Raw genomic sequence first — 22,964 nt, 5'->3', positions numbered from 1 at the left:
ATCGGTCGATGCATTCGGGCGAGTGTAGGCGCGGGAAAGCGCGGTTCAGGATGCGCGCGCCGCACGTTGCGGTATCGGAACCCAACTGTGCGCCCGGTGCATCGGTCACCGATCAGCTCTGGTTTGTCTCGTCCACTATCCAGGCCGCGATCTGGGCGCGGGAGGTGAACCCGAGTTTGGTCAGAATGTGTTCGACATGCCCCTGCGCGGTGCGTGGCGAGATCACCAGCTCGGTGGCGATCTGCTTGTTACTGAGCCCACGGGCGACCAGTGCGGCGACCTCCCGTTCGCGCCGGGTCAGCGTGGCCGAGGCCGCGCCGGTGGACTGCTCGCCCAGTGCGTAGGCCCTCGCCACCGCATCCTTCATCGTCCGGCCACGCTCGAAAGCTCGCTCGAATCCGGCGGTACCGAGTGCCCGCCGCGCCGACTCTTCGCATTCCTCGTGGAAACGCGACAGCGTGCTGAACACACTGCCGAGGCTGTTTCTGACCGGCCACAGGTGATGAGCGGCTCCCAGCAGAACCGCGGCTCGCTCGGCCTCGTCACGGGCACCGGCGATCCAGGCCAGTGCTTCCAGCCCGAATGCCATGACCATCGAGCTGTGCAGCGACCGGTCGATGCGCAGGGATTCCTCGGTCAGCTCCTGTGCGCGATCGGTGTCGCCGCGCCGCCATTCGGCGACACCCATGCCGCGCAGGGCCAGCGACCGATAGAAGATCTCACCGCATTTCTCGGTGGTGACGAGGAGATTCCGCTGGTGCTCGAGGGCTTTCGTGGTGTCGCCGCAGAGTTCATAGGTCCAGCCGAGCAAGTTCAGAGCATGAATATAGAGATGCCCTGTCCGGTCCGCGCCGTAGACCTCGACGGCGGCCTGTAGTAACGACGCTGCGCGCGCGGGTTCGCCGGTCGCGAGGGCCAAAGCTCCTGCGGCGTGGTTCATCTGCGCCCGCGCCATCGGCGTGGGATCGTTCTCCACCAGGGCTCGGCCCTCCTGCAACAGCGTCGCCGCGGACCGGAAATCGCCTCGGGTCGCCGCGAGTTGGATGCCGACGCGAAGGGCTTTCACCCGGTCGGGAGTCGATCGGAGGCCGTAATGGGCGAGTGTACGTTCGATCCAGGTCCTTCCGTCTCCGTACAGACCGCGGAAAAGCCAGAACTCCCAGAGCGCGGCAGCTGTTTGCAGACCCGCCGAGGCCGCTTCCTCGGTGTCCTCGGACAGGGCCCCTTCGAGAGCCTCCCGCAGATTGGGTTGCTCACGTTCGAGCCGGGCGATCCAGCCGGCCTGCCGGCCGCTGATCCAATCGGCCTCGGCATCCAGGGCCAGCCGGCGGTACCAGGCCCGGTGCCGTCGCCGTAGTTCCTGGTACTCGCCGGTCTCCCGCAGCTTGGACCGGCCGTAGTCCCGCAGTATCCCGAGCATCCGGAAGCGGACGACGGGCCCCGACTGTTCGCGGATCAGTATCGATTTGTCGACCAAACCGGAGAGCACGTCGACAACCTCGGCCTGATCCGAGCCGACCGCGCACACTTGCTCTACCGCGTCCAGTTCGCAGCTACCCGCGAAAACAGACAGGTCCGCCCACGCTCGTCGTTCGGTCCGCGAACACAGATCGTAGCTCCAATCGAGGCACAGCTTCAGCGACCGTTGTCGTGACGGCGCGGTGCGGAAGGCACCGGTGAGCAGCTCGTACCGGCCCGTCAGCCGGGCCAGGATCTGGTCCGGCGACAGCGTGCGTATGCGGGCCGCGGCAAGCTCGATCGCCAGCGGCACCCCGTCCAACCCGGCGCAGATCCTGCTCACCGCGACCTTATTGTCCTCGGTCAGTACGAAGCCCGGTGCCGCGGCCGCGGCCCGCTCGGCGAACAGCGTCACCGCATCGAAACGAGGCAGGCCCTGCAGCGACGGCCGGTGATCGGGATCCGGGGATCTCAGCGGCATCACCTGCACGATCGACTCTCCGGCTATCCGCAGCGGCTCGCGACCGGTGACAATGGTCCGCACCCGTGGACAGGAGAGCAACAGCGTTTCGGTGAGTTCCGCGACGGCCGCCACGATCTGCTCACAGTCGTCGAGGACGAGCAGTATTTCGCGCGAACTCAGATAACGGACCAGCACCTCGGGCAAAGGCCTCGTCGAGATGTCGTGCAGGCCCAGGGTGGCCGCCACCGTTTCGACGAGCAGCCCGGTATCGGACACCTCGCCCAGAGCGACCAACCACACCCCGTCGGCGAAATCACGCCGCACCTGCGACGCGGCCTTCCGCGCCACCCGCGACTTGCCCACACCCCCGATACCGACCAGCGTTACCGAACGGGATCTCGACAGATGGTTTCTGACCTCCGTCAACTCGGCACGCCGATCGATGAGACCGGTCAACTCCAGCGGCAGGTTGCCGGGTCCGCCCCCCTCTCCGTCGCCGGCACCCGCCTGCCCGGCTCCGGCACCACAGCCCTGTCGTGTTCGGGGCCGGGACGTGTCGGCGGAGGCGACTCACCCGTCGAGTCGTCGCGGCCCCGCCGCACCGCCGCCGAGGGCGCGGGAAGGGTGTCCTCCTCCCGGTGTGTACGGCCACCACCGTCGACGCTCATCGCCGGATTCCGTACCGATCAGCATTGTCGCGATCGCCCGGGCACACCCGTGGCGAAAGCGGCGGAGCGTCCGGTCGGTGACTCCGACCGGAACGAATCCGGGTCGTCCCGCCCGGCGATGTGGTCGAAGTGGACGAGCAGGTGCCGGGGTCCGCGGAAGATCTGGCTGCGCCGGTAGGGCGGCGGGTCGACGACCAGGCCGGGCGCGGCGACCCGCCGCACGAAGGTTTCCAGTGCGAGGTCGACTTCCAGTCGGGCCAGCGGGCCGCCGATACAGGTGTGGATGCCGCTGCCCCAGCCGAAGTGCTCGTTGTCGGGGCGCTGGATATCGAAACGGTCCGGGTCGGCGAACCGCTTCGGGTCGCGGTTGGCGGCGGCGTAGACCAGGTGCACCGCGGCCCCCTTCGGGATGGTGGTGCCGGCGATATCGATATCGGCGGTGGCGCTGCGGCTGGGGAAGAACTGCACGGCCGCCTGGAGCCGCTGGACCTCCTCGACCGCGCGCGGGATCAGCTCCGGCCGGCTACGCACCAGCTCGTAGGCCCCCGGATTGCGCAGCAGCGTCAGCACGCAGTGGGAGATCGTGTTGACCGTCGAGTCGTGACCGGCGACGAGCAGCAGCCTGGCGTTGGACAACACCCGTTCGAGGGGCATGGGCCCGTCGGGTCCGTCGTCGTGGATCATCGCGGACAACAGCCCCGGCCGTGGCTCGCGGCGCAGGTGCTCGATCAGATCGGTCAGATATCGGGTGAGCGCGACGCGGCCGGCCCGGGCCTTCTCGGCCCGGACCTCCCCCTCCGCGGTGGACGCGTCCGGGCCCAGATCCGTACCGGTCAGCATGTCGTGGATCCAGACATGGAAGGTCGGCTCATCGGCGATCGGGATCCCCAGAATCCCGCAGATCACCGTCACCGGCACCGGGTAGGCGTAGTCGTCGACCACGTCCATCCGGTTCCGGCCACCGGCGGCGATACCGTCGAGCAAGTCGTTGCACAACCGGACTATGCCGGGTTCCGTACCCGGGATGACATCGGGCGCGTGGGGAGGGCCGAAGTGACGCATCACCTGCCGGCGCGCCCGATCGTGCTCGGGCGGATCGGTCACGATGATGCTCGGCACCTGGTCGTAGACCGGACCGTCCCGGGTACCGGACTCCGGGCCGGGGCCCACCGCGAGAGCGGCGCCCAGCGGGCTCCGGCCGATATCGGAGCTGACCCTCGGATCGTGTGTCAGCGCCAGCACTTCCCAGTAGCCGGTGACCACGTACTGGTCCTCGGCCACTCGCGCGACCGGGGTCCGGCGCAGTTGATCGAAGAACGGATACGGGTCGGCGCGGTGTTCGTATCTCATCGCCTCTGCCCAGGCGGTTGCGGCAGTCATGCCTGCTCCCTTGTTCAATGGAACTCGGCGCCCCGGGAGGTGGGGTCGTGGCCGGTCAGCACCACATCGGGGATTTCGGTCGGCACGCGCGGATCGGGGAAGCGGGCCGGTACCGGAACCGGGTCGGCGGCGCGGTCGTAGCCCGGCTGCGGTGGCGGGAAGGGCGCCGAGCGTTCGATCATCGCCGCGTAGTACGGCAGCCACTTACCGTGATCGAACGTCACCGCCCCGACGGTCCGGCCGCGGTGGCCGTAGGCCGCGGCGAAACGATAGTCGCCGGGGGAACCCTGGGTGAACACGATCTCGTCGGCGAAGGAGCACACCCCGACTCCTTTGATGTTGACCCCGAACTGGGCCGACCAGTACGAGGGCAACGGCAGATGCGGGCGCCGCTCGGTCTCGAGGGAGAGCATGTTGTTCGCCGCGACCTGTGCCCCGCAGACGGCGTTGTCCCAGTGTTCCATCGAGATGAACTGGTATTCGTACAGCACATGGGGCTGGCGGGCGATGTCCCCGGCCACGAAGATGTTGTCGGTCACCACACCGTTGATATCGAACGCGCGACAGCCCGCGTCGCAGCCGACTCCCCAGAAACCGGCGGCCAGCCGGGCGCCCGCCAGCCACTCGACATTGCGGATCGACCCCAGCGACGCCACCACCACGTCGGCTTCCACCGTGGTCCCGTCCGACAGCCGGGCACGGCGCACCTGCCCGTCGGCGTCGCCGTCGAGCGCGTGCACCGACACCCCGGTCCGCAGGTCGACACCCGCGTCGCGCTGCATCCGCGCGGTGATATCGGCGACGACCCCGCCCAGCGGCCCGGCCAGCGGCCCGCCGCCGCGCTCGGTGACGGTGACCGGGAGCCCCAGCGCACAGCACACCGAGGCGATCTCCGAGCCGACGAACCCCGAGCCGACGACGAGTACCCGCTTCGGGCCCTCGCGCAACGCCGCCTGTAGCCGCGCGGCGTCATCGCGAGTGCGCAGCGTGAACACCCCCTCCAGGGCGCCCTCGGCCGGATCGGGCCACGGACGTGCCCGGACACCGGTGGCGATCAGCAGCCGGTCGTAGGGCACGGTCTCCCCGGTAGCCAGCAGGACCTGCCGGTTCGCCCGGTCCAGGCCGGTCGCGGCCACACCCAGCCGCCAGTCGGCATCGACAGCGCGCATCCGGGGCAGCTCGGTGTGATCGGCGCGGACCCGGCCGCCGAGGACCTGTTTGGACAGCGGCGGCCGGTCGTAGGGCCGGTGCGGTTCGTCGCCGATGAGGGTCAACGGTCCGCGGAAACCGCGCTTCCGCAGGGCCTCCGCGGCGCGGAGGCCGGCCAGCGAGGCCCCCACGATCACAATGCGGCCCTCGGCCCGGAACGCCCTGACCAGGTCCGTGACCAGCGACGCGGCGCTCACCTCGCCGGCCCCTCCCCTTCGGGGGCGGAGTTCTCCACCAGGATCGCCTGCACCGGGCACGCCGCCGCCGCCCGGAGCACACGGAGGCGCTGCGTGTCATCGGGGTTGGGGTCGTAGGACAGCGCCTCTTCACCCAGCAGTTCGAGTACCTCCGGCGCCAGCGGAACACACTGCGCGTACCCCTGGCACCGATTCAGGTCGACGACGATGCGCATGATGGAACTCTCATCCGAGCGGTGTCCCGATATGGCCCCCGACAACGCCGCGGGTGGGGAGGAGCTCGGCCGCCCGCGACGCCGACGTGAACGCCGGGTAGACGATCACGCCCGAATATCAATGCCGGATGGGCACCTCCACCGGGATCCGAACACCCGATGCCGGGGTCCGTCGCTCCGCCGGCCGGCGACCACCCGCCGTCTACAGTCTCCCACACACACCGCGGCGCGCCGCCGCGTTTCCGGCCACAGCGACCGCCCACCACTGATGACCTCTGGTCTACGGGCCGGATTCCTTCCGGGGTGGGTAGGCCGCACTCGTGGGCGAGGATGACCAGCCGTGCGCCGATCTCGGGTGTCCAGCGCCGCCGACAGCCGGCTCGAGGACTCGCTTCCGGGGAGACCGAGCCGGCACTTGACGCAACCAGTTGGTTGCAATACCGTTTATCGCAATCCAATGGTTGCTATAAAGGAGTGCGCAATGGGATTCCCCGATCAGATCGTCCGCACCATCGAACTCGCACACCCACCCGCGTCGGTCTGGGCCGCGATCACCACCGCCGAGGGGCTCCGTTCCTGGTTCGGCGACACAGCGACGATCGACCTGCGCCCCGGCGGCGCGGCGCGGATGACGTGGGAGGCCGGACATACCGCGAATATGCGGGTGGAGCGGGTGGAGGAGCCGAGCATCTTCGGCTTCACCTGGCAGATCTACGGATTGCCCGAAGACGACCCGCGACGCACCTATGTCGAGTTCACCCTCGAACCCGTCGGCGCGGGGACCCGACTCACGGTCGTGGAGACCGGTTTCGCGCAACTGCCCGAGGACGAGCACCGAGTCGCCTTCGGGGGCAATACCGACGGCTGGGCCGGCGAACTCGCCGAACTCGTCCAGTACCTCGATGCAGCCTGACCGGGAAACCGTCGCCGAACGGGTCTTCGTCGCGCTCGCCGATCCGAGCAGGCGCTCGGTCCTGGGCGCCCTCGCCGCGGGCGGCCCGGCCACCGCGACCGATCTCGCCGACCGACTGCCCATCACGCGACAGGCGATCGCCAAACACCTTGCGCTGCTCTCGGACGCGGGCCTGGTGATCGCGGAACCCGGGGAGCGACGGCGCGTCCGATACCGTCTCGATTCCGCACCCATGCGAGTGGCGCAGCAATTCCTGGCCGCGATGGCGCGGGACTGGGACGGCCCACTCGACGCATTACGCAGACACCTGGACAACGGGGACCGATGAGGCCGTGGTGACCGAGCCGGTCCGGCGGTAGCACGCGTCCGCCGTGGTGATTCTCTCGATTCGCCACGGGCCGGACCCGCGTTCCGCGAGGACGCGGGTCCGGGCGCGCACGTCGGGGATCCGGCGAATTCGCCTACGCCCGTTCCCGGCGCTCGGTGGCGACGAAGACCAGGAGCAGCGCGGCGGCGGCCGGTGTCGCCAGAGAGGCCACGACTGCGGGCCAGTGGCCGTGGGCCCACGCGAGCCCGCCGGCCGCGCCGAAGGCGGATTCACACGGCACCGCGCGACCGTGGTGAAAAGTCCGAAGGTGACGCTCGATGACCGCGGCCCCGACCGGAACATATATCCTCGAGTCACCCGACCAGCGTGCACACGAACGCTTTTCGCCGAGACGAACAGCGGGCACACGGCGGGTTTCTGCGTGTCTTCGACGGCGATGACCCGAAGACATATTCACCGATCTCGAGAGGTAGCTCTATGAATTGGGTCCGTGCGCGAACAGGTCTCGCGCGGGCGCTGACAGGTGTGGCCACGTCATGCTGCCTGATCCTTGCGGGGCAGACGTCGGCGGTCGCCGAGGAGGTGCCGGAACCACCGGCCCCCTCCGGTCTACAGCGCGGTATCGACGATGCCCTCCCCGCGCCCCCACTGCCGGCCGCACCCCCACCGCCCATCGGCGATCTGCCGCCGCAACTGGCAGCACTGTGGCACGCGGTGCAGTCCCCGCCGACGGGCGACCCGATCTTCGATACGTGGCCGGCCGGACTGGACCGGATGGCCAACGGTGCGGTGATCGAACAGCGTGACATCACCGCGATCGCCGCGCCACGGATCGCCGCGCCGATCGGTCGTGCCGTACTGCTGAAATTCCGCTCGGCGTCGGCGGCGGGGGCACCCTCCTTCGGCACGGCCACGCTGGTGGTTCCGGCGGCGGCGTGGCCGGGACCCGGCGGCCGTCCGGTCCTGGTGGACAACAAGCCGATCAACTCCCTCGGCCTGCGATGTACGCCCGGCTACGCTATGGCGCACGGACAGGACGGCACCAGCAGCAGTGCCATCGATGCCTTGACGCCGACGACCGCCTCGGCGGTGAACCGTGGGTACGCGGTGCTGATTCCCGATCACGAGGGCCCGTTCATGGCCTATGCGGAACCGAACGTCGCCGCGCACGTCATCCTCGACAGCATCCGCGCCGTGCGCTCGCTGCCCGGCTCCGAGTTCACCGCCGGCCGTTTCGCACTGACCGGATACTCGGGGGGCGCGATCGCCTCGTACGCGGCGGCCATGCTGCTCGGCGACTACGCGCCCGAACTGGCCGATGTGGTGGTGGGCGCGTCGATGGGCGGACTGGTCACCGACAACAGGGTCGTCGCCAACAGCTTCGACGGTAAGTTCGCCTCCGGGGTGCTGCTGGCGGTCGTACTCGCCTACGCCCGCGAACACCCCGAAATCCTCGGCAACATGAACCATCTCGCCCAGTGGGTGGCCACCTCGCCGCTCAACAACGTGTGCGGCGAGGCGCTCGGCCCGCTGGGTGTGGTGGGGATACCGCTCGAAATCGCCGCGAATATTCCGCACCCGCTCGACAGCGCCGTCGCCGACGAGATCTTCGCGCGCACCGATCTCAGTGATCGGACCTCGGCGGTGCCACTGTACATCTACCATGCCGCCCACGATCTCTGGATTCCGCTCGCGGGGGCACAGCAGCTGTATCGCACCCAGTGCGCCCGCGGTGTCGCCGCGGTCTTCCGCAGCGAACCGGGTGAGCACGTGAGTGGTCTGACCACCGGATTCCCCGGTGCCTTCGACTGGCTCGACGCGCGACTACGTGGCGAGCCCGCACCCGACGAGTGCTCCTAGGTAGGCGAACCACCGCGACGTCCGCGGCCCGCACACAGCCGGGTCACCGCTCCTGCGTCGTCGCGGGGGCGGGCCCGGCGCCTCGGCTGTGCGGACCGGTGCCGGCACCGGCGAAGAGTCGTGCACGACCGTGCCGGAGTGGAGCGGCGCCGATCTCGGTGTGCGGCCGCCGAGCGTGCCGGAGCCTGCGCGGCCGGCAACTCTCGCTCGAAACCCGGACGTGACGGCGGCCGCGGGCCGAGCGCGCACGCTCACGAGGTGCGCAGGTCGGTGGCGACTGGTTCGCCGGCCGGGCGTTCCCCCCCGATCCGATTCGAGTGTCCGGCGGGGGCGGTCACGCCGTGCTTCGCCTGCTCGGTCGCCGCGGACGCGTGCTGGCGAACCGTGCGGGGCGATAGTGGAGACTGCGCGTTATCTCGCCGGAGACTCGTTTCTCGGCCACCGGGACCCACAGGTCCTGATCATCGTTCCCGCCCTGACCGTGGTCCTCGTGACACAGATCCGGGATTTCCGGCTCATGGCAGCGGCGACGGTCCTCGCCTTCGCCTTCTACGCGTCCGCCCGGATCCCGTTCCGGACCGTCCGCTCCAATTGGTTCTTCGTCGGCTTCTTCGTATTGGTCTTCGCGAGTATCAACGGCATGATCGTCGGCGCCCGGAAATACGGTGACACATCGACCGAACTGTTCCAGATCCCGGTCATCGACCTCGGTATATCGACGGCATCCCTCTCGTACACGCTCAATATGGCGATGCGCTTTCTGGCGATCGCGATGACCGGTTTCCCGCTGGCCTTCGCCGTGCGGCCGGGAGACCTCTCGGTCGCTTTCGCCCGGTTGGGCGTACCCGCCCGTTTCGCCTACGCGATCGACCTGACGTTCCGCTTTCTCCCGACCACTTCCGCCAACCTGCGGGAGACAATCGCGGCGCAGCGGTTGCGCGGCTACGAACCCGCACCGACGCGCAATCCGGTCCGGCGGATCCGTCAGCTCCAGCCGTTGATCGTTCCGGTAACCGTGGGGGCGTTCGTCGACGCCGAGGACGTCGCCGACGCGCTCGAGCTCCGCGGTTTCGCCAACGGCCGGCGGACCTGGCTGCGCACCCTCCGGTTCGACACCGCCGACCGCACTGTGCTGGCACTATCCGTCGCCGTCGCGGCCGCCGCCACGGCGGCGAATATCAGCGGCGCCATGCCGGGGCTGTGGTTGTGGTGACGCCGGCCGCAACGGGTGCGGCGGAAACGACCGTACATACCGCCCCGTGGGTTCTCACCGGACGCGATCTCGCGTTCCGACACGGGGCCGTCGCGGTGGCTCATGGCGATATTGTGCAGGTGGGCCGGTTCGACGAGGTGCGCCGCGACCTGGGCGCCGGGTGCACTGTCGTCGAATGGCCCGGAGCGCTGATCCCGGGGCTCGTGAACGCCCACACCCACTTGCAGTACACCGATATGGCGGACCTGGGCACCCGGTCCTACCCCAGTTTCGAGGCCTGGTCGAAAGTTTTCGCCGCCGACTACGCGAACCGTCGTGCGTGGCGGCAGTCCGCCGAGCGGGGCCTGGACGCGGTACTGCGCGCCGGCACCACGGCGGTCAGCGATGTGGTCACCCATGTCGAAGCCCTCGATGTGCTCGCGACGGGCGGCCTGCACGGTATCGCCTTCTGGGAGGTGATCGGCATGCGCTACACCGACTGGGCCGATCGCGGCCGACAGCGCACGGTCGAGAGTCTCGACAGCGCGGTCGCGAGCGGCAACGGCGGTGTCGGACTCTCGCCGCACGCACCGTATTCGCTGGACGGCCGGGTACTCACCGAGGTGAGCGCGCTGTCGCGCGCCCGGCGACAGCGCGGCCACATCCATCTGGCCGAATCACGCGCCGAATACGAATACGTGGTCCGGGCCGCGGGGCCGCTGGCCGACTTCTGGCGCAATCGCGGATACGGCGACTTCTCGCTACTCCGGGAGGGCGGGGCCGGGACGAGTCCGGTTGCTTGGCCGATACCGCGGAGCTCTACCGGATCGCCCGACGCCAGGGCTACCACCAACGTGATCTCCATTGCCGGCTGTTCCACGCCGTGACCGCGGGTGGCGCAGAGGCCATGGGCCTGGCCGACCGGTTCGGCAGGCTGGAGCCGGGGCGGTCGGCCGATATGGCGGTGGTCGACGTCGACGCGTCACGCGCACACGACATCTGTGCCGCGATCGTCGAGGGCGGCGGGGGTATGACCGAGGCGACGATAGTGGCCGGCGAAATACGCTTCCGGCGGGCGCGGCAGCGATCCGCTCCGGCGACGGCCGGTGACCCCGGCGCGCCCGGTTCGCTGCACACGGCTGCTCATACCGATCGCGTCGGCTGACGCCGTACGCCGGTGCGACGTCCGATCGGCGCGGGCTCGAACCACGTCCCCACCGGGTTTCTCGGTCACGGGCCCCGCCACACGACCGGCGCGGTCGCTCGTCGCGGGAGAACGTGGCCGAGGCCGGTGCCCGGGGTGGGTCCTATGCGGGGACCCCGAGTCCCTCGGCGAGGAGCGGCCAGGACCGGTAGAACGCGTCACGCCAGTACCCCCAGGAATGCGTGCCCGACGGCGCGTAGTCGAAGGTGGCCGGGATCTCCAGTTGCGCGAGCCGGTCCTGGAGGTTGCGGGTGCACCAACCGGTGGCGGCCTCGATGACACCGCCGACCAAGAGCTGATTGGCCAGACCCTGGGGGCCCGGCAGCGCGTAGTCGCCGTCGACGGTGTCCCATTGCCCGGGCAGTCCGTTGCCGGTCGAGACGAACAACTTCGTACCGCGCAGTGCCTCGGCGTTCACCACCGGATCGTTGGCGACCCAGGCCGGATCGTCGTCTTCGCCGTACATATTGCGGACATCGCCGCCGCCGTAGAGTTCGACGACCAGTTTGGTGAACTGTCGCCCGACCGGGTCCGCGATCTGGGCGCATCCGCTGTACCCGGCGACGCTCCGGTAGAAGCCGGGGGCCGCCTCCGCCATCTGCAGAATCGCGGTGGCGGTCATCGAGTTCGCGGCGATGGCATTGACACCGTTGGTGCCCAGTGCTCCGTCGACCAGCGGCGGCAACTCCTCGAGGAAGAAGGTGCGCCATTTGTTGCGCCCGAGCACCGGATCGTCGCGCTTCCAGTCGGTGTAGTAGGCGAACGCGCCACCGACCGGCATCACGACATTGACATCCTTGGTGGCCAGGAAATCACCGACATCGGTATTGGCCCACCAGGTCGCCGCGTCGGTACCCCCGCCCGCCCCGTTGACGAGGTAGAGCACCGGCCGGGGTTGCGAGGCGTCGCGAGGACGCTGCACCCGGACGGTGATGTTCTCGTCCATCGCCGCGGAGTGGACCAGCATGGTCAGGCTGCGGCCGTCGATTCTGCTCGCGACGATTCGCGAGCCGTTCGGCGAGACCGGTTCGGCGAGGAGCTTCTTCGAGTCGACGACAGGGTCGCCACTGTCGGCGAAGCCGTTCCCGGCCCCGAACACCGTGACAGATGCGGCGAACAGCGCAGCGGTGACAGCGACCAGCAGTGCGGGCCTCATACGTCGGCGTATCACATCGAACCCCAGGTCTCGACTCACGACAGGCAGTGCGCCGGCCGGGAATCGAAATCTACCCGATGAGCCTGTGGGACAGGCATTCCCGGCCGGCTGTGTACGGACAGGAGCGCCCGATCCGGGGTACACGACCGGATGCCGGACTACCGGATCCGGGTGGCCCGGGCCCGCTCCCGGGCCAGCGCACGATCACGCTGTTCCTCGAACCTGGGAATCTGCACCGTTTCCAGATCGGCCAGATAGGCGGCGAGTCGTTCGCGTGCCTGTTCGCCGCGTGGACCGAACCCGCCGCGACCGAACAGGTTCCAGTGCCGCATGACGGGTTGGAGGACTTCTTCGAGATGCTGCCGCAGATCGTAGATGCCGTGTTTGGCCATCAGCACCCCGTTGCGGCGGAAGTCGGGCATTCCGGTGCCGGGCATACGGAAGTGGCGCACGATGAGATCGATTGCTGCCACGGCCTGATCCGGGACCAGATCGAGCGCGGCGCCGCACAGACCGCGGTAGAAGACCATATGCAGGTTCTCGTCGAGCGCGACGCGCTGCAGCATTCGATCGGCGACCGGATCATCACACACCGCGGCGGTATTGCGATGGCTGATCCGGGTGGCGAGTTCCTGAAAGGACACATAGGCGACCGAATACAGGAACCCGGCCCCGCCCGCCGCGTTCACGCCGTCCACCGGTGGCGCGAAGCCATTGGTCATATGGACCATGCGGGCGTTCTCCAGGGCGACGGGATCGACGCCGCGGGTGACGACGAGGTAATCCCGCAGCACGGCGCTGTGGCGTGCTTCCTCCGCGGTCCAGCGGCCGACCCAGCTGCCCCAGGCGCCGTCGCGGGAGAAGTTCTCACTGATCTCGCGGTGATAGGAGGGCAGGTTGTCCTCGGTGAGCAGGTTGGTGATCAACGCCGCCTTCGCCACCTCCGACAATCGTGAGTGTCCCGGTTCCCAGTCGGTGCCGCCGAGCATCGCGAAATTACGGCCGTCGTCCCAGGGCACGTAGTCGTGGGGATGCCATTCTTGGACCATGGACAGATGCCGGTTCAACGCCGTCTCGGCGACGGATTCGAGTTCGGTGAGGATTTCCAGTTGTGTCAGATCGCGCGCCAACGCCGCCTCCGCCTTTCTGGTTCGGAATTCCAGGAATCCGCGAAATCGACGCGGTGTGACCGGCCCGAATACGGCCGGCCGGATATCGCCAGGGGTCTACGAGGTGATGACCGCGGCGCCGTCGTCGGGTAGGACGAGCGCCAGATCGGTGTCGTAGCGCCGGTACAGCAACCTGCCGCGGCCCGTACCGGGGTCGGTGTAGAACAGGAACGGCAAGCCGTGCTCGCACAGCCTGGCCACGGCACCGGCCTCGGTCAGCGGCGGTGCCGGTCGTGGATCGACCGTGAACGGCCACGGCCCGCCCGGCGCCGGCAGCGGCGGATGGACGCTGCGGCAACGCGCCAATCGCAGGCCGCTCGGCCCCGCGCGGTAGACGAGGGCGTCCTCGCCGGTATCGGAATCGAGGAACAGGTGGGTGTCGTAGTCCATCGCGTCCATCACCGCCGCTGCCACCGACGGATGCCCGGTGACCACCTGAACCGGCTTCCGGCGGACCAGCTCCCCCCGGCCCCGGCGTATCGAGCGGGCGCCGGGTCGGATCCGGCCACGGTCGCGGCTGCCGGGTTCCTCGTAGCGCCGTGATCTGCCGTTCCAGCCGCACCACGGTCGACAGCGCGTCACCGCCCCGGCGCGTGAGCGTCTGGACACGGGCCGCGATCCCGCCGATACACAGATTCACCTGGATCACCATCGGACCGTGCGCCGCAGCGGTGATCCGGAGCCGGACGGCACCCCGCACATCCAGCCGTTCCAGCAACCGGCCGACCGCGCCGGCGAATCGTTCCCGCTCGATCGCCGGTACCCGGCCACCGGTGTACACCATCACATCGGGAAACCGAGTCGCCGACCACGCCCGCGAACCCCGCACCATCTCACCGTCCACAGCACTCCCTACGTCCGTCCACCCCGGCGATCATCAAATGTGTTCGCGGCGCGCGGACGTAGGGTCGAAAGTCCCCGCCTTCGATGACGAGTGCACTCGGGCGCCGATCGCGGGGCGGGCGCGATCCGGCGACCGATCGGTTCCGCCGGTGGCCCGGTCGGATTCCGGGTGGCACCGTCTCGGCCGCCGGAATCCCGACGAGTTCAGCCGAACACGCGGGCCCGTACCGCTGACGACCATTCGACGTACTCGACGTCGACCCCGTCGGGATGGCGAAGATAGGCGAAGCGGCCGGTCGCGCTCGTGAACGGCCCCCCGGTGAGGAGGGCCGCCGCGGCCGTCAGGCGGGCGATCGACCCGTCGAGGTCGTCGACTATCACCGGTCCGACCGTCGAACGATAGCGGTCGACGTGGTCGGGCGGGCAGGCGATGAGCAGGAAATCGCCGACCGCCGCGAGCTCGGCCTGCTCGAACCCGAAGCGCAGATCCGCCGGGGCGCCGACGATGCTCTCGTAGAGCGGCAGCGCGGTATCGAGGTCGGCGACGAACAGACGGGCGTAGGTTTTCAGGATCCGCATGGTCGAGACGCTACGGTGAAGCCACCGGCGACAGCAGTACGCACTCGAAGGTGAGCGGTGGTTCCCGATGTCCAGCGACGACGAAGCGCAGCGCGCTCGCGATATCGCGCTGCGGGTATTCGCCGCGGTGTCGACGAAATGGGGCCTCCGTGTCCTGGAGGAAATCGGGGCGGGCCACCACCGTTTCCGGGCGCTGCACCGCGCGGTCGACGGCATCAGCTACAAGATGCTGACCCGAACCCTCCGGGAACTCGAGAACCAGGGTCTGATAGCCCGCTACGACCACGGCACCGCGAATCCGCACGTCGACTACTCCCTCACCGCGGCCGGAACCCGGCTCGTGGCCACGATCCACACACTGTGCGATTGGTCGCGTACCCACCTCGACCGGCTGGCCGAGGCACCCGCGCATCGAGGGAAACCCTCCGCATGAGCCCGGCCGGCCGACGCCGCCCGGGCAGCACGCGACCGGGGGCCGCTCGGAGGGCTCGGCCACGCGGGTATCGACAGGGGGGCGGACGACCCGCCGCTCGGCACTCCGGCTGTTCGCTCCGCGGCGCCGGGCCGGCGGGAGCAGCGATACATGAGGCGTATCACAGCCTTCCGACGCCGACATCCCGGGCACGGCCTGAGATGATCGGAGGGAAACCGTATCAACCCGATTGCTTCTTCCGGACAGAACGATGATTTCCCCACCGACCAGATACCCGACCGCCACCACACGGCTGTGGAACCTGCGTCCGTGGCGCGACAGTCCACTCCTGCGCCCCGGAGACCGCCTCCTCGGCTGGCTCGTATTCGGGGCGCTGCTCATCCTCGGCGCGGCGCTCCCGATCGCGGTGGCGGTCGGGAGCGACGCCCATCGAGGACTGAGCGAAGCCGCTGCCGCAGCGGCGGCCGAACGGTCCCGCGTGCCCGCGACGCTTCTGGACACCGCGCCCACCCCCACCGAATACGACCTGTACCCCACCGTCCCGGCCACCTGGTTCGCCGCCGGCGCACAGCACACCGGCGACATATCCGCCCCGGCCGGTTACCGCCGCGGTGAGGTCGTCGAGATCTGGGTGGAGCGCAACGGCACACGCACCACGGCACCGCCGAACGATTCGTCGGTCCTGTTCGAGTCCGCCCTCGTCGGACTGTTCACCTGGAGTGCGCCGGTGCTGCTCTACTGCCTTCCGGCGGCGTTGATCGCCCATCGCATCCGCGTGCGTGGAATGGAGCAGTGGGAGAGCGACTGGGCTCGCCTCCACGCCGGATTCTGAGGGTCTCGGATCGGGCAGCTGTCGTCACAGTGCCGGATACCGGAACGCCCGACCGCGACAACTCACCGAGGTCGGGCGCACGCTGCGCGATGACCGGATAACAGTTCGGTTGCGCACGCCGGGCCGCGGATCCACGAGTCACGACCGCGAGCGGACGAAGGGGCATCATGGCTTTCGATTCACCGCGCGGGAAGTGCGACTGTTCCATTCCGTATGTCCGACCCACAACGAGGAGTCTCCGTGACAGAAGCGCGTGACACGCTGCCGGGTCCTTCTGCCGTGACGCACGCAGCGCTGGAGCCGGCCCGGTGAGGATCGGGATCCCCCGCGAGCTCAAGACGCACGAATACCGTGTCGCGATCACGCCCGCGGGCGCACACGAACTCGTTCGCCGTGGCCATACCGTCGTGATCGAGGCGGGTGCGGGCACCGGTTCCTCGTTCGCCGACGAGGATTTCACGGCCGTCGGCGCCGAGATCGCGAGCACCGCCGAGGAGGTATGGCGAACGGCCGATCTGCTCCTCAAAGTGAAAGAGCCCGTACCAGAGGAGTATTCGCTCCTGCACGCGGATCAGGTGCTTTTCACCTTCCTGCATCTCGCGGCCTCGAAATCCTGCACCGACGCGCTGCTGGCCTCGGGCACCACGGCGATCGCCTACGAGACCGTGACCGCGGGGACCGCCCTGCCGCTGCTGGCGCCGATGAGCGAGGTGGCCGGCCGGTTGTCGGCGCAGGCCGGGGCCTACCACCTGGTGAAACCGACCGGCGGCCGCGGTGTCCTGATGGGCGGGGTGCCGGGAGTCCGGCCCGCCGATGTCGTGGTGATCGGCGCCGGCGTCGCCGGAAGCAACGCGACCGCGGTGGCATTCGGTATGCGCGCGCAGGTGACCGTTCTCGATCTCTCCCTGGATCGGCTCCGGGATATCGACGCTCGCTACGGCGGGCACGTCGAGACGGTCGCCTCCAATGCCTACGCGATCGAGCAGGCGGTCCTGCGGGCCGATCTCGTCATCGGAGCGGTCCTGGTACCCGGCGCGAAGGCGCCCACGCTCGTGCCGAACAGTCTGGTGGCGCGCATGAAACCCGGATCGGTGCTGGTCGATGTCGCCATCGATCAGGGTGGCTGCTTCGAGGACTCCCGGCCCACCACCCACGCCGAGCCGACCTACCGGGTACACAACTCGCTGTTCTACTGCGTGGCGAATATGCCCGGCGCCGTCCCGAACACGTCGACGAACGCACTGACGAACGCGACCCTGCCCTACGTCGTCGCCCTGGCCGACAAGGGCTGGCAGCGCGCGGTGGCCGACGATGCCGGGCTCGCCTCGGGGCTGAGCACGGATCGTGGGCGCCTGTTCTCCGAAGAAGTGGCCGCCGCGCACGGTTACGAGTTCGTCGCGCTCTGAGTTCCGGTCCGGGCCGCGTCCGATGACTGTGCGAGACAACTGCGCCGAGCGCCGGCGGGTTTCCACTGCCCGGCCGTCACGTCTCCAACCGCACCGCGTAGCGCACCGCCGGCCGCCCGGCGCCACTGCCGACCGTGCCGACCGGTTGCGCCAGACCCGATCGTTCGAGCTGTTTCAATGTCCTTCGCGCCGAACGCTTTTCGATCCCCAGGGCGGCGGCGATATCCGCCGCGGTGACCTCGCCGCCGGGATGGGCGGCGACAGCGGCCTCGAGTTTGACCAGTGTCGCCCGGGACAGCCCGGCCCGGTGGGCGGCGACATGCAGGCTCACCGGTTCCTCGGCCCGGGCGGGATCGGACTCCGTCTCGGTGATCACGAAATCGCGCCCCGCACCCACCGAGACGATCGCGGTGAACGGTCCCGCGGTACGGCACCGTTCGACCGCCCGCCGGGCCAGCGCCTCCGCGTCGGCGGCGGACCGGCCGACACCGAGCCCGATCCGCACCCAGTGGTGCCGTTGCGCGAGTTGTTCGAGCAGCGGCATGACGGTCCAGTCGCAGGTGTGCTGGGCCAGTACCCCGCGGGTGCTGACCAGTGCGTAGCTCGCCGGGCCGACCGGGAACAGGCTGCCGGCCAGCGCGCGGATATCGGCGGCGAGGCGTTCGTCCGGTTCGGGGAGTTCGATCATGCCGAGGACGACCTGGGCATCGGAGGAGATCCGGCCCGCGAGTTCCATCGTCACCGTTTCGAGCGCGGTGCGTACCGAGGCGATCGCGGGAGCCAGGCGGATCGTGTACACGTCGTCGCGGATCAGGTCGTACACCGAGCGGACGCAGGTGATGGCGACCGCGCCCGGCCGGGTGCGGGCGTGGTCGCGGTGGAACTGCGCGAAGCGCCGCACATCGGTACCCCGGCGATACTCTGCGGTGGCGATATCGGTGGTGGCGATCCCGACGTGGGACAGGCTTTCGACCACCAGCGGGCGGGCCAGCGTATCGATGGAGATCCGCGCCGGGTCGTGCCCGGCCGACATCAGCTCCACCAGGGCGCCGTAGAGCGTCGCTCCCGTGTAGTCGATATAGGCGGCCGGTTCGGTGAGAACCCCCGCGGCGTGGGCGAGCGTGTAGGGGATGACGCCGGTGAACAGCAGGGCGTCCACGTCGGGGCCCGCCGATATGACCTCCACCGCCTGCGCCTCGTGGCGGTAGGTCAGCGGTACGACGCGATGATCGGTGAATTCCAGTGCGGCAACACGTTTGACCAGGGAGACCAGATCCGAGGGCCCGACCACACCGATCCGGTAGGCGTGCTCAGCATTCGACGACATTGACGGCGAGGCCCCCCATCGATGTTTCCTTGTACTTGGACTGCATGTCCGCTCCAGTTTCGCGCATTGTCTCGATGACAGTGTCCAGGCTGACCCGATGTGTGCCGTCACCGGCCAGGGCGATCCGCGCGGCATTGATGGCCTGGACGGCCGCGACCGCATTGCGCTCGATACACGGGATCTGGACGAACCCGCCGACCGGATCGCAGGTGAGTCCGAGATTGTGTTCCATCGCGATCTCGGCGGCGTTCTCGACCTGGGCGGGCGTACCGCCGAGCACCTCGCACAGGGCGCCGGCGGCCATCGAGCACGCCGACCCGACCTCTCCTTGACAGCCGACCTCGGCACCGGAGATCGAGGCATTGCCCTTGTACAGCGCCCCGATGGCGGCGGCGGTCAGCAGGAAGCGCCGGATGCCCGCCGCGTCGGCGCCCGGGACGAACCGGTGGTAGTAGTGCAGTACCGCGGGGACGATCCCAGCCGCGCCGTTGGTGGGAGCGGTGACGACGCACCCCCGGCGGCGTTCTCCTCGTTCACGGCCATGGCGTAGGCGTTCACCCAGTCCAGCCGGTGCAGGGGGTCGTCATCGGCTCCGGACGTGGCGAGCCGGCGGCCCAGGTCCGGAGCGCGCCGGCGCACGGCCATCGGCCCGGGTAGCCGCCCGTCGGTCCGCAGTCCCGCGGCCACACAATCGCGCATGGCCGACCAGATGCGGTCCAGGCCCGCGGCGATATCGGCGTCCGGCCGCAGCGCCTGTTCGTTGGCGAGCACGAGAGCGCTGACGGGCAGACCGGTTTCGTCCGCCCGGGCGAACAGTTCGGCACCGGACCGGAACGGGTGGGGTACGACGACCGCGTCCGGCGGCTCGGGCGGGTCCGCGGCGGCGGTGACGAATCCACCGCCGATCGAGAAGTAGGTGCGCTCGCACCGGGTGCCGTCGACCAGGTCGGCGGTGAACGTCATGGCATTGGGATGGCCCGGGTGCCGGATCGAACCATCGAGTACGAGATCCGCCTCGGTGAACGGGATCGTATGCCCCCCGGGCAGCTCGAGCAGACCGGTCGCGGCGACCGCGGCGTGCAGCCGGGCCGGTAGCTGTGGGTCGACGGATTCCGGATCGGCGCCGTGGAGGCCGGCGATCACCGCGGTATCCGAGCCGTGCCCGCGACCGGTCGCGCCGAGCGAACCACACAGCAGGACGCGGATCCGGTGGATCCGCGCGAGATCCGCGGTCGGCCCGAGTCCGGCGACGAACATGCCCGCGGCCCGCATGGGTCCCACGGTGTGCGAACTCGACGGACCGATACCGATCGAGAACAGGTCGAACACGCTCACGGTCACGGTCCGGCGGCTCCTTCCTATTGCGCTTTGTCTCACCGTCGCCCATTATTACGGTCCTGACCGAAATAGTCCATCCGAAGAAGGGCCGATTGATGTTCGCGGATGAGAAGGAGCTCGAGCGGGAGCTCGGCCGGCCGGGTGCGGGGCTGGTCGCCGAAGCCGCCACCTGGGAGGGCGACGTGATCGTCCTGGGTGCGGGCGGAAAAATAGGGACAGGTGTCGCCACCATGGCGCGTCGCGCCCTGGACGAGGCAGGGCGCAAGGACGTGCGGGTGCTGGCCGCGTCGCGCTGGACCGATGAGGGGTCCAGGGCGCGAATCAAAGCGACCGGAGTAGATACGGTCACGACCGATTTATCGGATCCGGCAGTGGTGGACGCGCTTCCGGACGCGAGCAACGTGGTCCTCCTGGTCGGCGCGAAATTCGGGACCGCCACCAACACCGACGAAGCCTGGATGACCAACACCGTGCTGCCCGCCTACGTCGCGCGCCGGTACGCACACTCCCGGATCACCGCGTTGTCGACCGGTAATGTCTATCCGCTGAGCTCCCCGATGACGGGGGGTCCGGTGGAGACCCACGACACCGGACCGGTCGGCGAGTACGCCATCACGTGCCGGGGCCGGGAACAGGTTTTCACCCACGGCGCCCGCACCCGGGGCACCCGGGTCGCGCTGGTCCGGCTCAACTACGCGTGCGAACCGCGCTACGGCGTGGTCTCCGATATCGCGCGCCGGGTGCACGCGGGCGAGCCGGTCGACCTGTCGATCGGTGCCGTGAACGTGGTGTGGCAGCGATACACCAACGAAGTCGTGCTGCGTACGCTCGGTCACGCCGACACGAGCCCCTTCCTGCTCAACCTGACCGGCCCCGAGACCGCATCGGTGCGCGGCATCGCCACCCGGCTCGGCGAAGAACTCGGCGTCACGCCGGTCTTCACCGGAGTGGAAGGAGAGACGAGCCTGCTCAGCAATGCCGCCAAATGCCACACCCTCTTCGGCTATCCCGACCGCACCCTGGGCGAACTGATCCGGATGCAGGCCGCCTGGATCGGGGCGGGTGGGCAGCTGTGGAACAAGCCCACCAAGTTCGAGCGACGCGACGGGAAGTTCTGATGCGCGGGCAGTTATCCGCGGCCGAGTACGCCCTGCTGCATCGGGGCACCGTCGTCCCGGCCCACCCGCTCGCCCTCGACAGCAGCCGTCACCTCGACGAACGTCGTCAGCGCGCGCTCACCCGCTACTACGTGGACGCGGGTGCCGGCGGGCTCGCGGTCGGCGTGCACACCACGCAGTTCGAGATCCGCCGTCCCGAGATCGGCCTGCTCCGACCGGTTCTCGAACTCGCGGCGGCCGAACTCGACGCACGGGTCGGCGACCGCCCGTTCCTGCGCATCGCCGGTGTCGCCGGGCCCACCGGCCAGGCCGTGGCCGAGGCGGAACTGGCCCGTGAACTCGGATACGGCGCGGTACTCGTCTCCCCCGGCGGCCTCGCCGACCGGGACCTCGATTATCTGCTCGACCGCTCCGCCGCCGTCGGCGAGATTCTGCCGGTGATCGGATTCTATCTCCAGGAAGCGGTCGGCGGCCGCTACCTGCCGCGGGAATACTGGCGGCGGCTGGCCGACCAGGAATCCACCGTCGCGGTGAAGGCGGCCCCGTTCGACCGCTACCGCACACTCGAGCTGGTTCAGGGCATCGTCGACTCCGGGCGCGGTGATCAGGTCGCCCTGTATACCGGAAACGACGACAATATCGTCGCCGACCTGCTGACTCCCTACGGCCTGCCCGGCCCGGACGGCCCGGTGTCCCGGCGTTTCGTCGGCGGTCTGCTCGGACACTGGGCGGTGTGGACCCGGGCCGCGGTCCGGCTACACGAACTGGTCGCGCAGGCGTGGGCGGGCGACGAGTCGGCGCGGACCCGGGCGCTGTCGCTGGCGGCGGCGGTCACCGACGCCAATGCCGCGGTATTCGATGTACGCAACAACTTCGCCGGGGTGATCGCGGGGGTACACGAAGTGCTCCGGCGCCAAGGGCTGCTCGCGGGCACCTGGTGCCTCGACCCCGGCGAAGGTCTCTCCGACGGCCAGGCCGCCGAACTCACCCGAATCTCCGACGCGTACGAATGATGTCGAGGACAGCGACGAATGGCAGCAGTCGGAGAAGGTGAAGACTCCGCTGCTGGAACTGTTCAAGGGCCGGTCCGGGCGCGACTTCCTGCAGGTGTTCGTGCTGACCACCGGTTTGTGGTTCACCAGCTATATGCTCACCACCGTCCTGCCCGGCCTGATGAAGAGCGAAGCCGAACTCAGCCCGAACGCCACCACGCTGGCGCTGGTCATCGCGAACGCGATCGTGGTGGCGGTGTACATGGGCAGCGGTCTGCTCTCGCAGAAGGTGGGCCGGCGGCCGATGCTCATCGCGGGCGGGTTGCTGTGCCTGTTCGTCGCGCCCGTGCCGTACACCTTCATCGCCTCCGGGAACGTGCACAGCTTCGGCACGGTCCTGCTGCTGCTGATCTCGGTGACGGTCCTGATCAGCGTGCCGTGGGGCTGTCTGACCACCTACCTGACCGAGCGGTTCACTCTCGGCGTCCGGGCCTCGGGATATGGACTCGGCTATTCGCTCGGGATGGTGATCCCCGCCTTCTACGCCTATATCCAGAGCGGACTGTCGGCCTTCATGCCGCTGCCGTACACGGCGGTGGCGCTGCTGTGTTTCGGTGGACTCCTGACCGTCGTGGGTGCCGTGCTCAGTCCGGAGACGCGGGACGTCGAGATGAAGTGAGGGAG

The 22,964-nt window shown here is 69.1% G+C and carries 21 protein-coding genes and 2 pseudogenes; 12 read left to right on the top strand and 11 right to left on the bottom strand.

Annotated elements, in window-relative coordinates:
- Positions 1-112: 112 nt before the first annotated feature.
- From ABZV91_RS10730 to ABZV91_RS10715, 4 genes are all read right to left on the bottom strand, one after another.
- Positions 113-2,347 (bottom strand): LuxR C-terminal-related transcriptional regulator, encoded by a 2,235-nt coding sequence (locus ABZV91_RS10730; RefSeq protein ID WP_355238651.1) that lies wholly within the window; start codon positions 2,345-2,347, stop codon positions 113-115.
- A gap of 260 nt (positions 2,348-2,607) precedes the next feature.
- On the bottom strand, positions 2,608-3,969 hold the full coding sequence (locus ABZV91_RS10725) for a cytochrome P450 (protein WP_355238648.1): 1,362 nt from the start codon (positions 3,967-3,969) through the stop codon (positions 2,608-2,610).
- Between the two features lie 14 nt (positions 3,970-3,983).
- Positions 3,984-5,375 (bottom strand): FAD-dependent oxidoreductase, encoded by a 1,392-nt coding sequence (locus tag ABZV91_RS10720; RefSeq protein ID WP_355238645.1) that lies wholly within the window; start codon positions 5,373-5,375, stop codon positions 3,984-3,986.
- Entirely contained in the window at positions 5,372-5,590 is a 219-nt protein-coding gene (locus ABZV91_RS10715; protein WP_355238643.1) for a ferredoxin, read from the bottom strand. Before ABZV91_RS10715 ends, ABZV91_RS10720 begins: the two co-directional genes overlap by 4 nt.
- A 481-nt stretch (positions 5,591-6,071) precedes the next feature.
- On the opposite strand from ABZV91_RS10715, the gene ABZV91_RS10710 reads away from it, so the two are divergent.
- Both ABZV91_RS10710 and ABZV91_RS10705 read left to right on the top strand, forming a co-directional pair.
- On the top strand, positions 6,072-6,503 hold the full coding sequence (locus ABZV91_RS10710) for an SRPBCC domain-containing protein (RefSeq protein WP_355238640.1): 432 nt from the start codon (positions 6,072-6,074) through the stop codon (positions 6,501-6,503).
- Positions 6,493-6,831: a metalloregulator ArsR/SmtB family transcription factor gene (locus tag ABZV91_RS10705; RefSeq protein WP_355238637.1), complete on the top strand. Its 339-nt coding sequence runs from the start codon at positions 6,493-6,495 to the stop codon at positions 6,829-6,831. The genes ABZV91_RS10710 and ABZV91_RS10705 overlap by 11 nt, the downstream gene beginning before the upstream one ends.
- 133 nt (positions 6,832-6,964) lie before the next feature.
- Here ABZV91_RS10705 and ABZV91_RS10700 read toward each other — a convergent pair whose 3' ends face one another.
- Positions 6,965-7,111 carry a hypothetical protein gene (locus ABZV91_RS10700; protein WP_355238634.1) on the bottom strand — a complete coding sequence of 49 codons (147 nt, stop codon included), beginning with the start codon at positions 7,109-7,111 and terminating at the stop codon, positions 6,965-6,967.
- Positions 7,112-7,308: 197 nt separating this feature from the next.
- On the opposite strand from ABZV91_RS10700, the gene ABZV91_RS10695 reads away from it, so the two are divergent.
- From ABZV91_RS10695 to ABZV91_RS10680, 4 genes are all read left to right on the top strand, one after another.
- Positions 7,309-8,691 carry a lipase family protein gene (locus tag ABZV91_RS10695; RefSeq protein WP_355238631.1) on the top strand — a complete coding sequence of 461 codons (1,383 nt, stop codon included), beginning with the start codon at positions 7,309-7,311 and terminating at the stop codon, positions 8,689-8,691.
- Between the two features lie 397 nt (positions 8,692-9,088).
- Positions 9,089-9,904, top strand: a complete 816-nt coding sequence (locus tag ABZV91_RS10690; RefSeq protein ID WP_355238628.1) for an energy-coupling factor transporter transmembrane component T — start codon at positions 9,089-9,091, stop codon at positions 9,902-9,904.
- 119 nt (positions 9,905-10,023) lie between these two features.
- The gene (locus tag ABZV91_RS10685) at positions 10,024-10,770 is read left to right on the top strand and encodes an amidohydrolase family protein (RefSeq protein WP_355238625.1); all 747 of its coding nucleotides are present in this window, start codon (positions 10,024-10,026) and stop codon (positions 10,768-10,770) included.
- Positions 10,767-11,048 (top strand): amidohydrolase family protein, encoded by a 282-nt coding sequence (locus tag ABZV91_RS10680; RefSeq protein WP_355238622.1) that lies wholly within the window; start codon positions 10,767-10,769, stop codon positions 11,046-11,048. The genes ABZV91_RS10685 and ABZV91_RS10680 overlap by 4 nt, the downstream gene beginning before the upstream one ends.
- Positions 11,049-11,190: 142 nt before the next feature.
- Here ABZV91_RS10680 and ABZV91_RS10675 read toward each other — a convergent pair whose 3' ends face one another.
- The 4 genes from ABZV91_RS10675 to ABZV91_RS10660 form a co-directional block, all read right to left on the bottom strand.
- Positions 11,191-12,243, bottom strand: coding sequence for an alpha/beta hydrolase family protein (locus ABZV91_RS10675; RefSeq protein ID WP_355238619.1), 1,053 nt, complete (start codon positions 12,241-12,243; stop codon positions 11,191-11,193).
- A 158-nt stretch (positions 12,244-12,401) separates the two neighbouring features.
- Complete coding sequence (locus ABZV91_RS10670) at positions 12,402-13,373, bottom strand: acyl-ACP desaturase (protein ID WP_355238616.1); 972 nt, start codon at positions 13,371-13,373, stop codon at positions 12,402-12,404.
- Positions 13,374-13,469: 96 nt separating this feature from the next.
- Positions 13,470-13,847, bottom strand: a complete 378-nt coding sequence (locus tag ABZV91_RS10665; RefSeq protein ID WP_355238613.1) for a hypothetical protein — start codon at positions 13,845-13,847, stop codon at positions 13,470-13,472.
- Between the two features lie 612 nt (positions 13,848-14,459).
- Positions 14,460-14,834 (bottom strand): VOC family protein, encoded by a 375-nt coding sequence (locus ABZV91_RS10660; protein ID WP_355238611.1) that lies wholly within the window; start codon positions 14,832-14,834, stop codon positions 14,460-14,462.
- A gap of 67 nt (positions 14,835-14,901) precedes the next feature.
- Between ABZV91_RS10660 and ABZV91_RS10655 the strand changes: the two genes are divergently transcribed.
- The 3 genes from ABZV91_RS10655 to ald all read left to right on the top strand — a co-directional run bounded on the left by ABZV91_RS10655 (position 14,902) and on the right by ald (position 17,505).
- The gene (locus tag ABZV91_RS10655) at positions 14,902-15,267 is read left to right on the top strand and encodes a helix-turn-helix domain-containing protein (RefSeq protein ID WP_355238608.1); all 366 of its coding nucleotides are present in this window, start codon (positions 14,902-14,904) and stop codon (positions 15,265-15,267) included.
- A gap of 250 nt (positions 15,268-15,517) precedes the next feature.
- Complete coding sequence (locus ABZV91_RS10650; RefSeq protein ID WP_355238606.1) at positions 15,518-16,099, top strand: hypothetical protein; 582 nt, start codon at positions 15,518-15,520, stop codon at positions 16,097-16,099.
- Positions 16,100-16,407: 308 nt separating this feature from the next.
- Entirely contained in the window at positions 16,408-17,505 is a 1,098-nt protein-coding gene (ald, locus tag ABZV91_RS10645; RefSeq protein ID WP_355238603.1) for an alanine dehydrogenase, read from the top strand.
- Positions 17,506-17,581: 76 nt separating this feature from the next.
- Here the strand turns inward: ald and ABZV91_RS10640 are convergent, their stop codons facing one another.
- Entirely contained in the window at positions 17,582-18,832 is a 1,251-nt protein-coding gene (locus ABZV91_RS10640; protein ID WP_355238600.1) for a MarR family transcriptional regulator, read from the bottom strand.
- Positions 18,816-20,173, bottom strand: a pseudogene (locus ABZV91_RS10635) (L-serine ammonia-lyase). The gene ABZV91_RS10640 and the pseudogene ABZV91_RS10635 overlap by 17 nt, the downstream one beginning before the upstream one ends.
- A gap of 89 nt (positions 20,174-20,262) precedes the next feature.
- Between ABZV91_RS10635 and ABZV91_RS10630 the strand changes: the two are divergent.
- From ABZV91_RS10630 to ABZV91_RS10620, 3 genes and pseudogenes are all read left to right on the top strand, one after another.
- Complete coding sequence (locus ABZV91_RS10630; RefSeq protein ID WP_355238597.1) at positions 20,263-21,288, top strand: hypothetical protein; 1,026 nt, start codon at positions 20,263-20,265, stop codon at positions 21,286-21,288.
- Positions 21,288-22,301 carry a hypothetical protein gene (locus tag ABZV91_RS10625; RefSeq protein WP_355238594.1) on the top strand — a complete coding sequence of 338 codons (1,014 nt, stop codon included), beginning with the start codon at positions 21,288-21,290 and terminating at the stop codon, positions 22,299-22,301. Before ABZV91_RS10630 ends, ABZV91_RS10625 begins: the two co-directional genes overlap by 1 nt.
- 28 nt (positions 22,302-22,329) lie before the next feature.
- Positions 22,330-22,959: pseudogene (locus ABZV91_RS10620) on the top strand (MFS transporter); the annotation flags it as partial.
- Between the last annotated feature and the right edge of the window lie 5 nt (positions 22,960-22,964).

The sequence above is a fragment of the Nocardia sp. NPDC004568 genome (assembly GCF_040609955.1).
Classification (GTDB): domain Bacteria; phylum Actinomycetota; class Actinomycetes; order Mycobacteriales; family Mycobacteriaceae; genus Nocardia.
This window is presented reverse-complemented; position numbering and strand designations above follow the sequence as displayed.

Bases quoted from the DNA above. Each gene is read 5' to 3' on its own strand.
- ABZV91_RS10725 (WP_355238648.1), bottom strand. From the start codon at position 3,969: ATGACTGCCGCAACCGCCTGGGCAGAGGCGATGAGATACGAACACCGC.
- ABZV91_RS10715 (WP_355238643.1), bottom strand. From the start codon at position 5,590: ATGCGCATCGTCGTCGACCTGAATCGGTGCCAGGGGTACGCGCAGTGT.
- ABZV91_RS10710 (WP_355238640.1), top strand. From the start codon at position 6,072: ATGGGATTCCCCGATCAGATCGTCCGCACCATCGAACTCGCACACCCA.
- ABZV91_RS10705 (WP_355238637.1), top strand. From the start codon at position 6,493: ATGCAGCCTGACCGGGAAACCGTCGCCGAACGGGTCTTCGTCGCGCTC.
- ABZV91_RS10695 (WP_355238631.1), top strand. From the start codon at position 7,309: ATGAATTGGGTCCGTGCGCGAACAGGTCTCGCGCGGGCGCTGACAGGT.
- ABZV91_RS10675 (WP_355238619.1), bottom strand. From the start codon at position 12,243: ATGAGGCCCGCACTGCTGGTCGCTGTCACCGCTGCGCTGTTCGCCGCA.
- ABZV91_RS10660 (WP_355238611.1), bottom strand. From the start codon at position 14,834: ATGCGGATCCTGAAAACCTACGCCCGTCTGTTCGTCGCCGACCTCGAT.
- ABZV91_RS10655 (WP_355238608.1), top strand. From the start codon at position 14,902: ATGTCCAGCGACGACGAAGCGCAGCGCGCTCGCGATATCGCGCTGCGG.
- ABZV91_RS10650 (WP_355238606.1), top strand. From the start codon at position 15,518: ATGATTTCCCCACCGACCAGATACCCGACCGCCACCACACGGCTGTGG.
- ABZV91_RS10640 (WP_355238600.1), bottom strand. From the start codon at position 18,832: ATGTCGTCGAATGCTGAGCACGCCTACCGGATCGGTGTGGTCGGGCCC.
- ABZV91_RS10625 (WP_355238594.1), top strand. From the start codon at position 21,288: ATGCGCGGGCAGTTATCCGCGGCCGAGTACGCCCTGCTGCATCGGGGC.